Genomic DNA, 13,429 nt, shown 5'->3' on the forward strand with positions numbered 1-13,429 from the left:
TCAGACGGGCTGGGTGACGGCCTTGAGCACCGCTTCAGCAAGGCCTTTGAACTCAGCGGCGCTGGCGGAGTCGCTGCGGTTGATCACGATCGGTCGTCCCGTGTCACCGCCTTCCTGCACGGGCATTTCCATGGGGATCTGAGCCAGCAGGGGTACGTCGTAATCCGCAGCGAGTTGGGCGCCGCCGCCACTGCCGAAGAGGGCGTAGCGGCAGTCGGGACGGTCCGGAGGAATGAAGGCGCTCATGTTCTCCACCACCCCCAGAACGGGAATGCCCATCTGCCGGAACATGGCGAGCCCCCGTCGCGCATCCTGCAGCGACACCTGTTGTGGGGTGGTCACGATCACAACGCCCGCCATCGGCACTGCCTGGGCCAGGGAGAGCTGTGCATCACCGGTGCCCGGCGGCAGATCAACGATGAGAACGTCCCGCTCACCCCATTCGGCCTGATACAGGAACTGCCGAATGATGCCGTTCAGCATCGGGCCGCGCCAGATCACAGGCTGGTGATCGTCGATCAGCAGACCCATCGACACCATGGCGATGCCGCAGGTTTCGATCGGGACAATCCGCTGCTGATCGCCGCTGCCCTGCACCTCAGGTGTTTGGTCAGCGACGCCCAGCATGGTTGGTGCGTTCGGCCCGTAAATATCAGCGTCAAGGAGCCCCACCCGCAGCCCGGTCTGGGCGAGGGCGCAGGCCAGATTGACGGCGACGGTGCTCTTGCCGACGCCGCCTTTGCCGCTGCTCACCGCAATCACCTGGCGGACGCCGGGGATCGACTGGCGTTCCGCCGGCTGACCATGGCCAGCCTGGCCAATACCCCCCTGGCTTGGCGGTTGGCCGATCTCGATCTGCACGTCGTCAATGCCGTCCAGCGCCATCAGAGCGCTCCGTGCTTCGGCCACGATGCGGTCACGCTGGCTTTGGGCGAAGCCGGGAAGGCTGAGGCGAAACACAGCCCGCGGTGGGGTGATGCGGATCTGTTCGATCCAGCCGAGTTCCAGGGCCGTTTTACCACTGCCGGCATCTTTGACTTGCTGGAGGGCTTGGTTGGCCTGCTCGACCGGGGTCATCCGTTTCATCAAGGCAAGCCGGATCCTAGGGGCGCCGCCCGTGACAGTCCCTGACGGATGCTTGTCCAGGCCTGGGGTGACCTGGTTAGGTTTCGATGTCTTCAGTCTCTGACACATGGTCCGCTCCCTGATTCGCCGCGTCCTCGGACGCCAGGACGTGGGTGTCAGCAACGCTCCCCTTGAGCTGCCCCCCAGCGATTCCAGAGAGCGGGCCCGAGCGATGGTGATGGGGCTGCAGGATGAAATCTGTGCGGGCCTGGAAGCCCTCGACGGTGAAGGTCGCTTCGTTGAAGAGAGTTGGGTCAGACCTGAAGGGGGTGGGGGGCGCTCCCGGGTGATGCGTGAGGGCCGCGTCTTTGAACAGGGAGGCGTGAATTTCTCCGAGGTTCAAGGCGAAGAACTGCCCCCGTCGATCCTCAAGCAGCGTCCTGAGGCCAAGGGGCATCCCTGGTTCGCCACGGGAACCTCGATGGTGCTGCATCCCCGCAACCCCTACATCCCGACCGTTCACCTCAATTACCGCTATTTCGAGGCTGGTCCGGTGTGGTGGTTCGGCGGCGGTGCCGACCTCACGCCCTACTACCCGTTCCTCGACGACGCCCGTCATTTCCATCGCACCCACCAGGCGGCCTGTGATTCAATTCACTCGGATCTGCACAAGGTGTTCAAGCCCTGGTGCGATGAATACTTTTATTTGAAGCACCGTGGTGAAACCCGCGGCGTTGGCGGCATCTTTTACGACTACCAAGACGCCAACGGCACCCTCTACAAGGGCCAGGATCCCTCCGGGCCTGCTGCTCAGGTGTCGGCTCGCTTGGGAGCTCGGCCGTTGAGCTGGGAGCAGCTGTTCTCCTTGGGGCAGGCCAATGGCAGAGCCTTCCTACCCGCCTATGCCCCCATCGTGGAGAAGCGCCACCCGATGGCCTACGGCGATCGCGAAAGGGACTTTCAGCTCTATCGCCGGGGACGTTATGTGGAGTTCAACCTGGTGTGGGATCGCGGCACGATCTTCGGCCTGCAGACCAATGGACGCACGGAGTCGATCCTGATGTCTCTGCCCCCCTTGGTGCGTTGGGAGTACGGCTACACCGCCGAGGCCGGATCAAGGGAAGCCCTGCTGACCGAACTGTTCACCAAGCCGCAGGACTGGCTCGGTGATGCCTCGCTGGATGAGCGCTGCCGCTCCCATGGAGCGATCAACTAACTGACGCCTTGAACGAGCGCGTTCACCACGCGCTCGGCCAGGCAATTCACCGTGTGCTCTCTGGAGCGTGGATCCCTCAGTTTCGTCTCGAGAGGGGGCTCAAGCATGGCGATTTCAAGAATTCCGATCCCGCGCCGCGGACCGCCAAGGCCTCCGCGGAACAGGCGTGGGTAGCGCCCAAATGCCTGGGCCAGGCTTTCATCGACGACATTCAGTTCGCGCACATTTGGGAGCACCGGAATTAGGCCGGAGCCGAAGCCATGGGGCCGGTAGGCATCGAAATGGATCTCCAGGACATATTCACCACGCTCTGAAAAGACCTTGGCCTTCGACCAGTTGGTGCTGGGGTCGTCATCGTTCGCGATGCTGATTGACGGCGGGGTGTAGGCGCGGATGTTCAAGCCACGGGCTTGGCCTTGGCTCACCACAGCGGCCTGAACTTCGCGGTTCCAGAACAGCTCATCGCGAATGCCCGGTTGCATCGGCGCTCGCTTCTGCTGATCCACGGCAAATCCAGGGGTTCCTGGACTGGCGGTGCCCTGGGAGTCAGCGTGGCCCGCCATGACGACGATCGGCAGGTTGGTTTGAACCGGGCTTCGGCCGACCCAGCTCCCGGGTTCCTTGGTGCGTGGGCCGAGCAAGGGATCTGGCGTGGCGGGCTCAGGACAGGGGGCTGGCTGTTTCGGTGCTGTTTTTTTGCTGGGCTCGGCTGTGCCAAGCCAGTTGTGCTGTTCCGCAGCCTTGGTCATCGCCAGGGTTGCCAGTGACAGGCCTGCGATGGCAAGCCCCGAGGCAAAGCGACGCCGTCGCATCCAGGCCGGCAGACCCATGGTTCAGATGGGGGAGGAGAGCAGGGATCCGTCACTGGCGAGTTGCAGGGTCTCAGCCAGTTCCAGTTCGATGGCGATCAATTCGTCCCGATGAGCCCGCAGACGAATGGCGCTGCCGTCTCCTTCGGGAGCAGGAAGGAGTTGCAGTTCAAGGGCTTCTGTGCGAGCGGCCCGCCGTGTGTAGACAGCTCCTGCCAGAGGGCCGAGGCCGATCAGCAGCAGAGGCCACCAATGCAGTTGGGGTGCCAGCTGACGCAGGACCAGACCGAAGCAGGCGGAGCCAGTGGCCGCCAGCACTGACAGCAATACGGCAAGGGGTTGGCTGGAGGCCACCTTCCCCTTGAAGCGGAGCACCTGCCGCTCTGCATCGCCTCCGTCTCGGCTCCAACCGCGATCCTCCAGCCAGCTGCTGAGCCCATCGAGAACCGTGATGGGGGGTTGGGGAGACATCACATCCACCACTGTGGTTCGGTCTTTGCTGGCTGCGCGCAGAAAAAACACAAGGCCAATCGCCAGCAGAACAGTCAGCAGGAGGGTGGATTGGAATCCTGCAGGCATGGCATCCCGGTGATGTTGAACCTTTTTAAGCCTTGCGCAGGCTGAATCGCTCAGTTCAAGGCGAATCGGTGTGCGTCCAGCCAGCTGCGCCAGGGCTGCATCAGTCGCTCGGCTTCGCCGCGTGCATCGGATTCAAGGTGCAGCATGCGCCGTGGCCGTCCGCGGCTCGGGCAGCGTTGGGTGTAACTGCTGATCGATCCCTGTTGCTCAAGGAACTCCAGGGCCTGTTGCAGCACGGTTTCAGAAAGCCGCAGTTGGGGCTCCTCCCGGATCAGTTTCTGCAGGAGTCCGGAGGGATAGTTGTCGTCTTTGAGCAGGCATTCGAGGATCCAGCAGACAGCCAGTTCCAGGTCGAGAAACTGTGGAGGTGGCTGATGGAAGTACTGCTCGATGTCTGCCAGACAGGTGCGCGATGGCTTTCTGCGGGAGAACACAGGCGCGGGACGACTCCCTCAATCAAAAACGATCCCATTTTGAGATTCAAGAGGAAAGTCTTGAGACTTGCTGTGGGCGTGATTGGCCACACTGGCCCCATCCCTTTCTGAAGCCATGGCTGAGCAGTCGTCATCCCCAGCGGAATTCGCCGTCTTTGATTGCGATCTCGATGCGGCTTGGACGGAGCGCTACCTGGAGGCCCCACGGCTTGCGGTCGATACCGAAGCGATGGGGCTGATCCATGGGCGTGATCGGCTTTGTCTGGTTCAGATCGCTGATGCCGAAGACCGCGTGGCCTGCGTCCGCATTGGCTTGGGTCAGACCGAGGCGCCGAATCTCAAGCGCCTGTTTGAGGCCTCCACGGTGGAGAAGGTGTTCCACTTCGCCCGTTTTGATGTGGCTGCGCTTGCCGCCGGTTTGGGGATCGACGTGAACCCCGTGTTCTGCACCAAGGTCGGCAGTCGGCTCGGCCGCACGTACACCCCCCGCCATGGCCTCAAGGATCTGGTGATGGAACTGGTCGGCGTTGAGCTGGACAAGGGCGCCCAGAGCAGTGATTGGGGCCGGGTTGATGAACTCACCGACGCCCAGCTGGCCTACGCCGCCAACGACGTCCGCTATCTCCTGCCCGCTCGCGAGCGCTTGGAACAGATGTTGCGGCGGGAAGGGCGCTGGGATCTGGCGCAACGCTGCTTCCAGTGCGTTCCGGTGGTAGCCGAGCTGGATCGGCTGCGCTTTCACCAGATCTTTGAGCACTGAGGTTGGGGCTCAGTCTTCCAGCATGAAATTGCCGTCGCCTTCGCTGTTCTCGAGCAACGCGTCCAGCTGACGGGCGTGGTCACCGTTGTCCTTATCGAGGGCGGCCAGCATGGATTCAGCCATGGCTCGCCGTCCCTCCACATCGCGATGTCCTTCTCGGGCCGCGGCTTGTTCCACCTGGCGCCGGGCACTGGCGAGGCTGATGCTCAGTCGACTCGCCAACTGGGCACAAAGTTTGACGAGGGTGGGGTCTTGAATCGCGGCCATCGCAACCAACCGAAGATCTTCAGTATCCGTTGAAGCGATCCAGGATCAGGCGTGCCAGCTGATCGCTTCCCCCTGCTGGCCCCATCCGCTGCGTGCCGATCCGTCCCAGGTGGGAGCGGAGTGTCGGGTCGTCCAGGAGAAATTCGAGCCGTCTCGTGAGCTCGGATTCATCAGAGCAGGGACGAACCGCACCCCCCAGCAGGCGGCTTTGACGGCGAGCGAAGCCCGGCTTGAACTGCGGTCCTGGTCCCGGCAGGGACAGGGCCGGAATGCCCAGCCCCACCAGTTGTTCCGTCGCCGTTCCGGCGGTGGCGATGCCGGCTTCTGCCCAGCCGGCCCATTGGTCAAAGCAACCTCGCCCGATCAGCACCAGGCAGGCTCCTTTCACCCAGCAGGCTTCGGCACCCAGTTGGTCCGAAGGCGGAAGGCTGCGTCGAAACCCCAGTTGCTGAAAACTGTCGTTCAGGGCTGTTGCGTCGGGTTGGGCGCCTACGGCCACGAGCAGTGCCATCGGCACACGGCTGGGCAGGGCCATGGCACTGCGCACCAATCGCTGCAGGTTTCGCTGGGCCTCCGGCATGCGACTTCCGCAGAGCAGAAGCACCCGGCGGCAGCGGTCCAGAGCCGATGGCAACGGTTGGATCCGCAGCCCATCCATCATCGGATTGCCCGGCGCCAGGGCATCCACCCCCTTGCGTTGCAGGCCACGGGCCGTGAGGCGATCACGCATCGCCACCAGCCGACAGCGCCGCGAGTGCATCAAGCGCCATTCCCAGGGATCCCACTCACTGCCTTTGAGCCGGTGGTAGCAGTCGCTTTTGCTCCGTCCGGGTCCGCTGAGCCAGGTGTAGTCGCTTTTGGGAGTGCCGATGAAGCCGAAGGGGGCGCCACTGCTCCAAGCCATGAGCAGCGGCAACAAATCGCCGACGGCAACGATGGGTTGGTGTTGATGCCCCAGGCGGCGCACCAACCGCCATTGGGCCCAGCTCAAGCTGGGGAGGCCGGCACCGACGTCTGCCAGCAGGCCTCTCAGGCTTTGGTTGCTGAAGCCACCGCTTGGCAAGGCCGCTTTCGGCCCCATGCGCTTCAACCATCCTTGCTGAACAGCAGCATCAAACACCCGGCCTGTACCCACCAGGGGAAGCACGGTGAGGGGGCGTCGCGGCTCACGCCGATGCACGGCTTGGATGATCCGCAGGGTGATCAGGTCTTCGCCGTGGCCGTTGCAGAGAAACAGCAGAGAGCCAGGGGCATGGCTGATACGATCCTCTGATGGGAGCGGCTGTTCCCCGGCGGCGGCATGGCCAAGTGGTAAGGCAGAGGATTGCAAATCCTTTATCCCCAGTTCGAATCTGGGTGCCGCCTTTGAATCCTCATCACAGTTGAGCCTCCGCGCTCAAATTGGGAATGTTGCGTGAGTGACTCTCGCAGCCGATGGTCTCTGCATCAATCCAGCAGCGTCCTTGGGCGGTGCGGGTTGCCGGAAGGCCCTTGGGAAGTCCTCGGTCATCAAAGCGGACCCATGACGTGCTGAGCAGAGATGCGCTCCAGCTGCGGCGATCCAATCGGCAGCCTGAGCGGTCACAGCGGAGCGGACTGTCTTGGTCTCCTTTGAGGCTGACGAAGCTCAGCTGATAGCTCCCCCCTGTTTTCGCATCGTCTCCGATGAAGCGAAGCCTCAGCCCGCTGCTTCCGTTCATCGCGATCTCGAGCCGTTCGCAATCCAAGGATTTGCTGTCGACCACGATGCGGCAGCTTGAAGGCCTGTGTTCCAAGCGGCCAAAGGCCAGGGTTGGGTTGGTCGTTGCCGGCACGGCGAGCAGCAGTGAAGCCATCAACAGCTGGATCATCAGTAATCGCTGTCGGCGACGCACATGCCCAGGCAGCGAATGCCGTTGCTGGCAGTCCTACGGCAGTGGTTGCAGAGGATGCGTTCCTCGTCTGCAGTCGATCCCTCCGCCCTCTGATCGGTCGATGTCGCAGGTTCCTTGGCGGGGGATGCGGTCATGACGCAGCAGGACGGGACGAAGGCGATCATGGCTGGAAGCAGCATCGCCCTGTTGAACGGCATCGGTTTTGGCACCTGGGCCTGGGGCAACAAGGCGGTCTGGGGATACGACGCCCAGCGGGATGACGCTCGACTTCGCGCCACATTCCGACAAGCCCTCAGCTCGGGGATCAACTTGATCGACACCGCTGATTCCTACGGAACGGGGAGCCTGAATGGACGCAGTGAGGAGCTTCTGGGCGAATTCATTGCCGAGTTGCCAGCCCTGCGGCGATCACAGTTGACGGTGGCCACGAAGTTGGCCCCTTTCCCCTGGCGATGGGGCCGTCGGGGTTTCGATGCCGCCTTCGAGGCCAGTCGAACGCGGCTCAAGGGGCAGCTCCGGCGCGTGCAGTTGCACTGGAGTACAGCGCGTTATGCCCCGTGGCAGGAGGCAGGTCTTCTCGATGGCTTGGCAGATCTTGTGCTGTGTGGTCGGGTCGATGAGCTGGGGCTCTCCAACCTGGGTCCCCAAAGCTTGGCGTTGATCCACGGTCGCCTGGCAAAGCGTGGTGTTCCTCTGCGCAGTGTTCAGGTGCAGTGTTCACTTCTGGCGCCTGCGGATGATCAGCTGCTCGAGTTGATTGCCGTCAGCAGGGACCTTGATGTGGAGGTGTTGGCCTACAGCCCTCTGGCCTTCGGCGTTCTTGGTTGTGCTCCTGGGGCTGAAGAGACGCTTCCTGCCACGTGGTTGAGACGCCGCCTGTTTCGGCGACTGCTGCCGGCCAGCCTTGAGCTGCGCTGTGAGATGCAGGCCATCGCGATCGAGCGAGGGGCATCGATGGTGCAAGTTGCCTTGAACTGGTGCAGAGCTCTGTGCACAACGCCGATCCCAGGACTGCGAACTCCTGATCAGGCCAGGGATGTCGCGGCTGCACTGCAGTGGTCGATGTCGTTGCAGGAACGTCAGCGGTTGAATGAGGCCCGATGCCGCTGCCGCGAGCGAATGCCAGCCAATCCCTTCCAGAGTCGCTGAGCGAGCTGCTCAGGCCTCCGAGGCGGATTCAGGGGCGGGGCTCACCACCACCGGGAGGCTGTCACTGTCGTTGCGAATCGGGACGACTTTGTCTTGCGAGGGTTCCAGGCGAGTGGGGGCTGGGGCAGTGTCCTGTTGCTGGGCACAGGCGGCGAGGGCTTCCTGCAGCAAGGAATCAAAGGTTGCCCCAGGCAGTCGATGCCGGGCGACCTCCAGAAAGGTGCGCGGAAGCGATTCGCCAGCAGCGCTCCTCAGAGCGGGGTTGTTCTGGCGATGTTCCTGCTCGTCCTGAATTGCCCGGATGAACCTGCGTGTGACATCGCGCTTGGTGGACGCCTTGATCAGGGTGTCGCGCTCCTGAGGACCATGACTGAGCTCCTGCTCCATGTCTTGAATCCGCCGTTCGAGGCTTTCCAAAACCTCCTGGGCTTCCTTGCCGATGTGAGCCAGTTGCCCATCCGAAAGGTGGGGCATGTCGGCCACGAACACCTTGCCGTGATCCCGGAGCGTGAGAAAAGTTGGTCGTGGACCCTGCCTGTAGCCCTGTTGCCTGTCTTGGCCTGAAGGCAAAGGACGCCTTGGAGGAACCGGACCTGCAGAGGATCGACGGCGCGTAATGCGCTGGGGCTTATCAAAAGGCATTGAAAAAAGATGTATTGACGCCGCTATCGGAAAAGGTTCCGATGTGCTTCCGGGCAGCCTATTCGATCCCGCTTGGGCTGTCGGTCTGATGCAGGGAACCCGTCTGAAACTGACGCAATCAGGCGGGAATCCCTTCCAGGTTTGGGGTGCTGCCAGGGGCGTTGGAGGTCACCGTGCCAATCACCCAGGCCTGATGTTGCTTGATGCGGCACTGCTCGATCACAGCGTCTTCATTGCCCGCCGGCACCACCAGGCAGAAGCCGATGCCGAGGTTGAACGTGTGCCAGAGGTCCCGTTCAGGAATGTCTCCTGCCTCCTGCAGCCAACGGAACAGGGGTGGTCTCGTCCAGCTGGTGGCATCGATGCGAGCCGAACAGCCGTCCGGCAGGCACCGCGGCAGGTTTTCCGGTAGCCCTCCGCCGGTGATGTGGGCCATGCCATGGAGCTCGCATCCGCTCTGCAGCAGGTGTTGCACCAGGTCGGCATACAAGGTTGTTGGTGCCAGCAGATCGCGAATCAGCGGTCGCTGGTCGTCGCCATACACGGTGTTTGCATCCGCATTGGCCCGTTCCAGCACCTTGCGCACCAGGCTGAAGCCATTGCTGTGCACGCCGCTGCTGGCCATGCCGATCACGCTGTCGCCGGGCTGGATCCGCTGGCCATCAATGAGCTCGTCCTCCTCGACGACAGCCACACAAAAACCAGCGAGGTCATAGCGACCCTCGGGGTAGAACCCTGGCATCTCAGCCGTTTCGCCGCCGAGCAGGGCGCAACCGCTTTGCCTGCAGCCATCGGCGATTCCCTCCACCACCTCGGCCATCGCTGACGGCGCCAGTGCGCCGGTGGCCATGTAATCCAGAAAAAAGAGGGGCGCTGCTCCTGAGGTGATCACGTCGTTGACGCACATCGCCACCAGGTCGATGCCCACGCCGTGATGGCTGCCGTGTTCCTGAGCCAGTTCCAGTTTGGTTCCAACGCCATCGGTGCCTGATACAAGCAGGGGTTTGCGAAGTCCTGTTGGAAGACGCATCAGTCCCCCAAAACCACCAAGGCCGCCGATGACCTCCGGTCGGTGGGTGGCTTCCACAGACGCCTTGATGCGCTGCACGAACGCGCGCCCGGCCTCAACGTCAACTCCAGCGCTCTTGTAATCCATGGAACGAATCCGGTTCTCTGATCCTGCAATGCCGCGGAACCTGTTCCGCTTGGGTTGCCGGCACAAATTCTGATTGGTTGCGCTTATGAGCTATCGGCTCGCGGCTTATGCATTGGGGCTTGCGTTTCGGCGTTGATCCGCCAGTTGGAGCGGGGTTTGATGGCGCAGTTGGGTTTGGGATGTTGTGCCGATCATGCTGATGGGCCCCGTTTTTATCTTCAACCGTTTTTTTTAAGTTCATGAGGAACTTTTCTTTTGATAGGTCACCTGGCGTTCGAAACCTGAGAGTTCAGGTTCGAAACCGTTGGGCATGCCGCTATGCATGCGAGTCCTTCTGACGGTGGCGATGCTCTCCGGAGCGATTTCAGGCAGTGCAGCGCTGTTGCCCGTCGTGGCCAGTGACTTCCTGTCCCTCGATGGGGCAGAGCCGATTGATCCTCTCGATTTGGTGATCGAACCCACGGCCCCTGAACTTCAGGCAACGCTTTCTTCTGACGAAGTCAAGTCTGTCGTTGCGCCGCCCGCCGCTGAACTGCCTAAGCCGAAGCTGAAGGTCGTTCCTCAGGTGGTGAAGGTCATCACTGGTGAAGCCAGCTGGTACGGACCTGGTTTCTACGGCAACCGCACGGCCAATGGCGAGGTCTACAAGCCCGGCACGATGACGGCGGCTCACCGCACGCTTCCCTTTGGAACGAAAGTGCGCGTCACCAACCTCTGGAATGGCCGCACGGCCGTGATTCGCATCAATGACCGCGGGCCTTTTGTGGATCACCGGGTGATCGACCTCGGCCATGGAGCCGCTTCTGATCTTGGCTTGGTCGCCTCTGGAATCGCCCAGGTCAAGCTTGAGGTGTTGCGCTGAGCCTCGTTGTTCTTTCAACGCAGGTTGAGCTGGATTGCTTCCGGGCCAGCCTCAATGGACCGCTGCAATTCGTCCCAACGATGGGCGGCCTGCATGAGGGCCACGGTGAATTGATTCGCCTGGCCTCAGAGCGGGGTCCTGTTCTGGTGAGTGTGTTCGTCAATCCACTCCAATTCGGGCCCACTGAAGATTTTGATCGCTATCCGCGAACCCTCGAAGCGGATCAGGTCTTGGCCGAACGCTGCGGGGCTGATGCCCTATGGGCTCCGGCTGTCGACGCGGTCTACCCCGGCGGATGCCAGTCAGCGGTGTCGCGCTCAGCACCGACAGACCTGCAGGCTCATCTTTGCGGAGCCTCCCGTCCAGGTCATTTTGATGGTGTGGTCACGGTCGTGGCCCGCCTACTTCAGCTCGTGGAGCCGGCCTGTCTCTGGCTGGGCGAAAAGGATTGGCAGCAGCTGGTGATCCTGCGCCGGTTGGTGGCCGATCTTGATCTGGAGGTGGCGGTACGGGGTGTTCCCACCGTTCGTGAACCCGACGGTCTGGCCTTGAGTTCCCGCAACCAATACCTCTCAATGGCTGATCGCGCTCGAGCCGCTGCTCTGCCGGTGGCGTTGCGCTCTGCGAAGCCAAACGATCCTGAGGCATCGGTGCGCAGGAGCCTCCGTGATGCAGGGCTTGAGGTGGAATATGTAGAGAGGGTCGACCCCTTCACGCTTCAGCCCTGTGGCTCTGCAACAGCCATCTCGTTGTTGGCCGCGGCAGTGCGCTGCGGGACGACCCGTTTGATCGATCATGTGTTTCTGATGACCCGCCAGCCTCTCGTTGCCATCGATGGCCCTGCCGGTGCTGGCAAAAGCACCGTCACCAGAGCCTTTGCTGAGCGGATGGGGCTGGTTTACCTCGACACCGGCGCGATGTACCGGTCGGTGACCTGGTTGGTGCAACAGAACGGTGTGGACCCCCAAGATGCAGCGTCGATTGCGCCGCTGTTGAACGAGCTCGACCTTCAGCTTCGGTCGTTGCCCGGTGGCGGCCAGCAGGTGTTGGTCAATGGGCAGGACGTGAGTGAAGCGATTCGCTCGCCTGAGGTCACAGCTTCGGTTTCGGCTGTGGCGGCCCACCGTTGCGTCAGGCAAGCGCTGACTGCTCAACAGAAAGCAATGGGTGCCAAGGGTGGCTTGGTGGCGGAAGGTCGCGACATCGGCACCGCTGTTTTCCCGGATGCTGATCTGAAGGTGTTCCTGACGGCCACGGTGGGTGAACGGGCCCGGCGCCGTGCTCTGGATCTGGAGCAGCGGGGATTCCCGGTGCCTGAGCGATCTGAGCTCGAAGCCCAGATCGCTGAACGGGATCATCTCGACAGCACGCGCGAGGAAGCCCCCCTGGTCCAGGCGGAAGATGCGGTGGAGCTTGTGACCGATGGCATGAGCATTGAGGCTGTGATCGATGCCCTGGTGGCGCAGTTCCGCTCTCGGGTGGCCGAAGAAGCGTGGCCTACGCCGGCGGGCTGAGCTCGTCCAGCAGGTTGGAGCAAGCGTCTTCGAGCAGGTCGAGCACATGCTCGAAACCCGCCTCGCCCCCGTAATAGGGATCAGGAACCTCCGTTTCAGAGAACCGGCGGGCGTAGCTGAGCATCGGTTTGATGCTGGCCGTTGCTTGTGCCCCAGCTTCCCTGGCCAGTCCTTGCACGGCGGTGAGATTGTCGTCGTCCATGGTCAGCACAAGATTGAAACTGGAGAAATCGTCGAGGCTGATCTGCCGTGCGCGGCTGGGCAGCTGAATGCCGCGGCGGTTGGCTGCAGCCTGCATGCGTTGGTCTGCTGGATTGCCCACATGCCATCCACCCGTTCCGGCGGAATCCACCACGAACTGATCACTGAGCCCACGCTCTTCAAGCAGATGCAGGAAGACGCCTTCGGCCGCTGGTGAGCGGCAGATGTTTCCGAGGCAGACGAACAACAGTTTCTGGGTCATCCGGCGTTGAGGCGTTGGAGGGCCAGTGCGGCCCGAAGGCGCACCACCTTGACATCTTCCTTGGCGTCCGAATTCAGCTGTTCAAGAGCTTCAAGGCCAGCGTTGCGCAGCGCATCCGGGCAATGCTCGTCGTTGAGCCGGCGTTCCAGGCCAACCGTCACGGCGTAACGCACAATCCATTCGCCATCACCTGTGGCTTGGATCAGCCCCGACAGGCAGCGCTGTCGTTCTGCATCAGCTTGCTCAGCATCACTGAGTTTCAGGTTCCCGAGACCGCAGGCGGCTGCTCGACGCACGCTTGGCCCAATGTCTGCGGCGAGAGCCCGCTCGAGCACAGATAGGCCTCGGCGATCACCGATGCCCGCGAGGGCCCGCACCGACCAAGCCCTGGCTCCGTAGTTGTAGCCATCCAGGTTGTCGAGGATGGTGTCGACAACCGGTTCGCCGATCGCGATCAGCCCATCAACGGCGGCAACTGCCGCACCGGGATTGTTGAAGCCGAGGATTTCCAACAGGCAGGGTGCACTGTCCGGATGGCCTGTGGCGGCAAGAGCTTCGGTGGCCTCCAGCAGTCCATCGGAGGTGTCTGCCCTGACCACTGCATCGATCAGGGTCTGAATTTCAGGGGGAGTGGTCATC

The 13,429-nt window shown here is 62.3% G+C and carries 17 protein-coding genes and 1 tRNA gene; 6 read left to right on the forward strand and 12 right to left on the reverse strand.

All coding sequences use genetic code 11. The annotated features are described in order from the left end of the window. On the reverse strand, window positions 1-1,077 hold the full coding sequence (locus tag SynA1544_RS02005; protein ID WP_186514650.1) for an Mrp/NBP35 family ATP-binding protein: 1,077 nt from the start codon (window positions 1,075-1,077) through the stop codon (window positions 1-3). A gap of 115 nt (window positions 1,078-1,192) precedes the next feature. On the opposite strand from SynA1544_RS02005, the gene hemF reads away from it, so the two are divergent. Beyond that, complete coding sequence (gene hemF / locus SynA1544_RS02010) at window positions 1,193-2,281, forward strand: oxygen-dependent coproporphyrinogen oxidase (protein ID WP_186514651.1); 1,089 nt, start codon at window positions 1,193-1,195, stop codon at window positions 2,279-2,281. Here the strand turns inward: hemF and SynA1544_RS02015 are convergent. Genes SynA1544_RS02015 through SynA1544_RS02025 form a run of 3 tightly spaced genes read right to left on the reverse strand, consistent with a single transcriptional unit; the run spans window position 2,278 to window position 4,103 of the window. Beyond that, window positions 2,278-3,111 (reverse strand): N-acetylmuramoyl-L-alanine amidase, encoded by an 834-nt coding sequence (locus SynA1544_RS02015; RefSeq protein WP_186514652.1) that lies wholly within the window; start codon window positions 3,109-3,111, stop codon window positions 2,278-2,280. The genes hemF and SynA1544_RS02015 overlap by 4 nt on opposite strands. A gap of 3 nt (window positions 3,112-3,114) precedes the next feature. After that, window positions 3,115-3,669, reverse strand: a complete 555-nt coding sequence (locus SynA1544_RS02020) for a cofactor assembly of complex C subunit B (protein WP_186514653.1) — start codon at window positions 3,667-3,669, stop codon at window positions 3,115-3,117. Window positions 3,670-3,719: 50 nt separating this feature from the next. After that, a complete protein-coding gene (locus SynA1544_RS02025; RefSeq protein ID WP_186514654.1) occupies window positions 3,720-4,103 on the reverse strand; it encodes a helix-turn-helix transcriptional regulator in 384 nt (127 codons plus the stop codon). A gap of 115 nt (window positions 4,104-4,218) precedes the next feature. Here SynA1544_RS02025 and SynA1544_RS02030 point away from each other — a divergent pair, with 115 nt between their 5' ends. Next, window positions 4,219-4,863, forward strand: a complete 645-nt coding sequence (locus tag SynA1544_RS02030; protein WP_186515406.1) for a ribonuclease D — start codon at window positions 4,219-4,221, stop codon at window positions 4,861-4,863. Window positions 4,864-4,872: 9 nt separating this feature from the next. Here SynA1544_RS02030 and SynA1544_RS02035 read toward each other — a convergent pair whose 3' ends face one another. Together SynA1544_RS02035 and SynA1544_RS02040 are read right to left on the reverse strand one after the other, a co-directional pair. Further along, the gene (locus tag SynA1544_RS02035; protein ID WP_006850096.1) at window positions 4,873-5,130 is read right to left on the reverse strand and encodes a hypothetical protein; all 258 of its coding nucleotides are present in this window, start codon (window positions 5,128-5,130) and stop codon (window positions 4,873-4,875) included. 19 nt (window positions 5,131-5,149) lie between these two features. Continuing rightward, a complete protein-coding gene (locus SynA1544_RS02040; RefSeq protein ID WP_186515407.1) occupies window positions 5,150-6,370 on the reverse strand; it encodes a lipid-A-disaccharide synthase-related protein in 1,221 nt (406 codons plus the stop codon). A 54-nt stretch (window positions 6,371-6,424) separates the two neighbouring features. On the opposite strand from SynA1544_RS02040, the gene SynA1544_RS02045 reads away from it, so the two are divergent. Then, window positions 6,425-6,495 (forward strand) — tRNA-Cys (locus tag SynA1544_RS02045). 11 nt (window positions 6,496-6,506) lie between these two features. On the opposite strand, the gene SynA1544_RS02050 is transcribed toward SynA1544_RS02045, so the two are convergent. Both SynA1544_RS02050 and SynA1544_RS02055 read right to left on the reverse strand, forming a co-directional pair. Continuing rightward, window positions 6,507-6,965 carry a hypothetical protein gene (locus SynA1544_RS02050; RefSeq protein WP_186514655.1) on the reverse strand — a complete coding sequence of 153 codons (459 nt, stop codon included), beginning with the start codon at window positions 6,963-6,965 and terminating at the stop codon, window positions 6,507-6,509. Between the two features lie 14 nt (window positions 6,966-6,979). Further along, window positions 6,980-7,138, reverse strand: a complete 159-nt coding sequence (locus SynA1544_RS02055) for a hypothetical protein (RefSeq protein WP_186514656.1) — start codon at window positions 7,136-7,138, stop codon at window positions 6,980-6,982. Here SynA1544_RS02055 and SynA1544_RS02060 point away from each other — a divergent pair. Next, window positions 7,137-8,153 carry an aldo/keto reductase gene (locus SynA1544_RS02060; RefSeq protein ID WP_255477680.1) on the forward strand — a complete coding sequence of 339 codons (1,017 nt, stop codon included), beginning with the start codon at window positions 7,137-7,139 and terminating at the stop codon, window positions 8,151-8,153. The genes SynA1544_RS02055 and SynA1544_RS02060 overlap by 2 nt on opposite strands. Before the next feature lie 9 nt (window positions 8,154-8,162). Here SynA1544_RS02060 and SynA1544_RS02065 read toward each other — a convergent pair whose 3' ends face one another. Together SynA1544_RS02065 and purM are read right to left on the reverse strand one after the other, a co-directional pair. Next, complete coding sequence (locus tag SynA1544_RS02065) at window positions 8,163-8,795, reverse strand: histidine phosphotransferase (RefSeq protein ID WP_186514657.1); 633 nt, start codon at window positions 8,793-8,795, stop codon at window positions 8,163-8,165. A gap of 118 nt (window positions 8,796-8,913) precedes the next feature. Further along, entirely contained in the window at window positions 8,914-9,951 is a 1,038-nt protein-coding gene (purM, locus tag SynA1544_RS02070) for a phosphoribosylformylglycinamidine cyclo-ligase (protein WP_186514658.1), read from the reverse strand. A gap of 322 nt (window positions 9,952-10,273) precedes the next feature. Here purM and SynA1544_RS02075 point away from each other — a divergent pair, with 322 nt between their 5' ends. Together SynA1544_RS02075 and SynA1544_RS02080 are read left to right on the forward strand one after the other, a co-directional pair. Further along, window positions 10,274-10,813: a septal ring lytic transglycosylase RlpA family protein gene (locus tag SynA1544_RS02075; protein WP_186514659.1), complete on the forward strand. Its 540-nt coding sequence runs from the start codon at window positions 10,274-10,276 to the stop codon at window positions 10,811-10,813. Then, window positions 10,810-12,327, forward strand: coding sequence for a bifunctional pantoate--beta-alanine ligase/(d)CMP kinase (locus SynA1544_RS02080; protein ID WP_186515409.1), 1,518 nt, complete (start codon window positions 10,810-10,812; stop codon window positions 12,325-12,327). Before SynA1544_RS02075 ends, SynA1544_RS02080 begins: the two co-directional genes overlap by 4 nt. Here the strand turns inward: SynA1544_RS02080 and SynA1544_RS02085 are convergent. Beyond that, window positions 12,311-12,790 carry a low molecular weight protein-tyrosine-phosphatase gene (locus SynA1544_RS02085; protein ID WP_186514660.1) on the reverse strand — a complete coding sequence of 160 codons (480 nt, stop codon included), beginning with the start codon at window positions 12,788-12,790 and terminating at the stop codon, window positions 12,311-12,313. The genes SynA1544_RS02080 and SynA1544_RS02085 overlap by 17 nt on opposite strands. After that, entirely contained in the window at window positions 12,787-13,428 is a 642-nt protein-coding gene (locus SynA1544_RS02090; protein ID WP_186514661.1) for a HEAT repeat domain-containing protein, read from the reverse strand. The genes SynA1544_RS02085 and SynA1544_RS02090 overlap by 4 nt, the downstream gene beginning before the upstream one ends. Window position 13,429: the final 1 nt, after the last annotated feature.

This window comes from Synechococcus sp. A15-44 (genome assembly GCF_014280115.1).
Taxonomy (GTDB): Bacteria; Cyanobacteriota; Cyanobacteriia; order PCC-6307; family Cyanobiaceae; genus Parasynechococcus.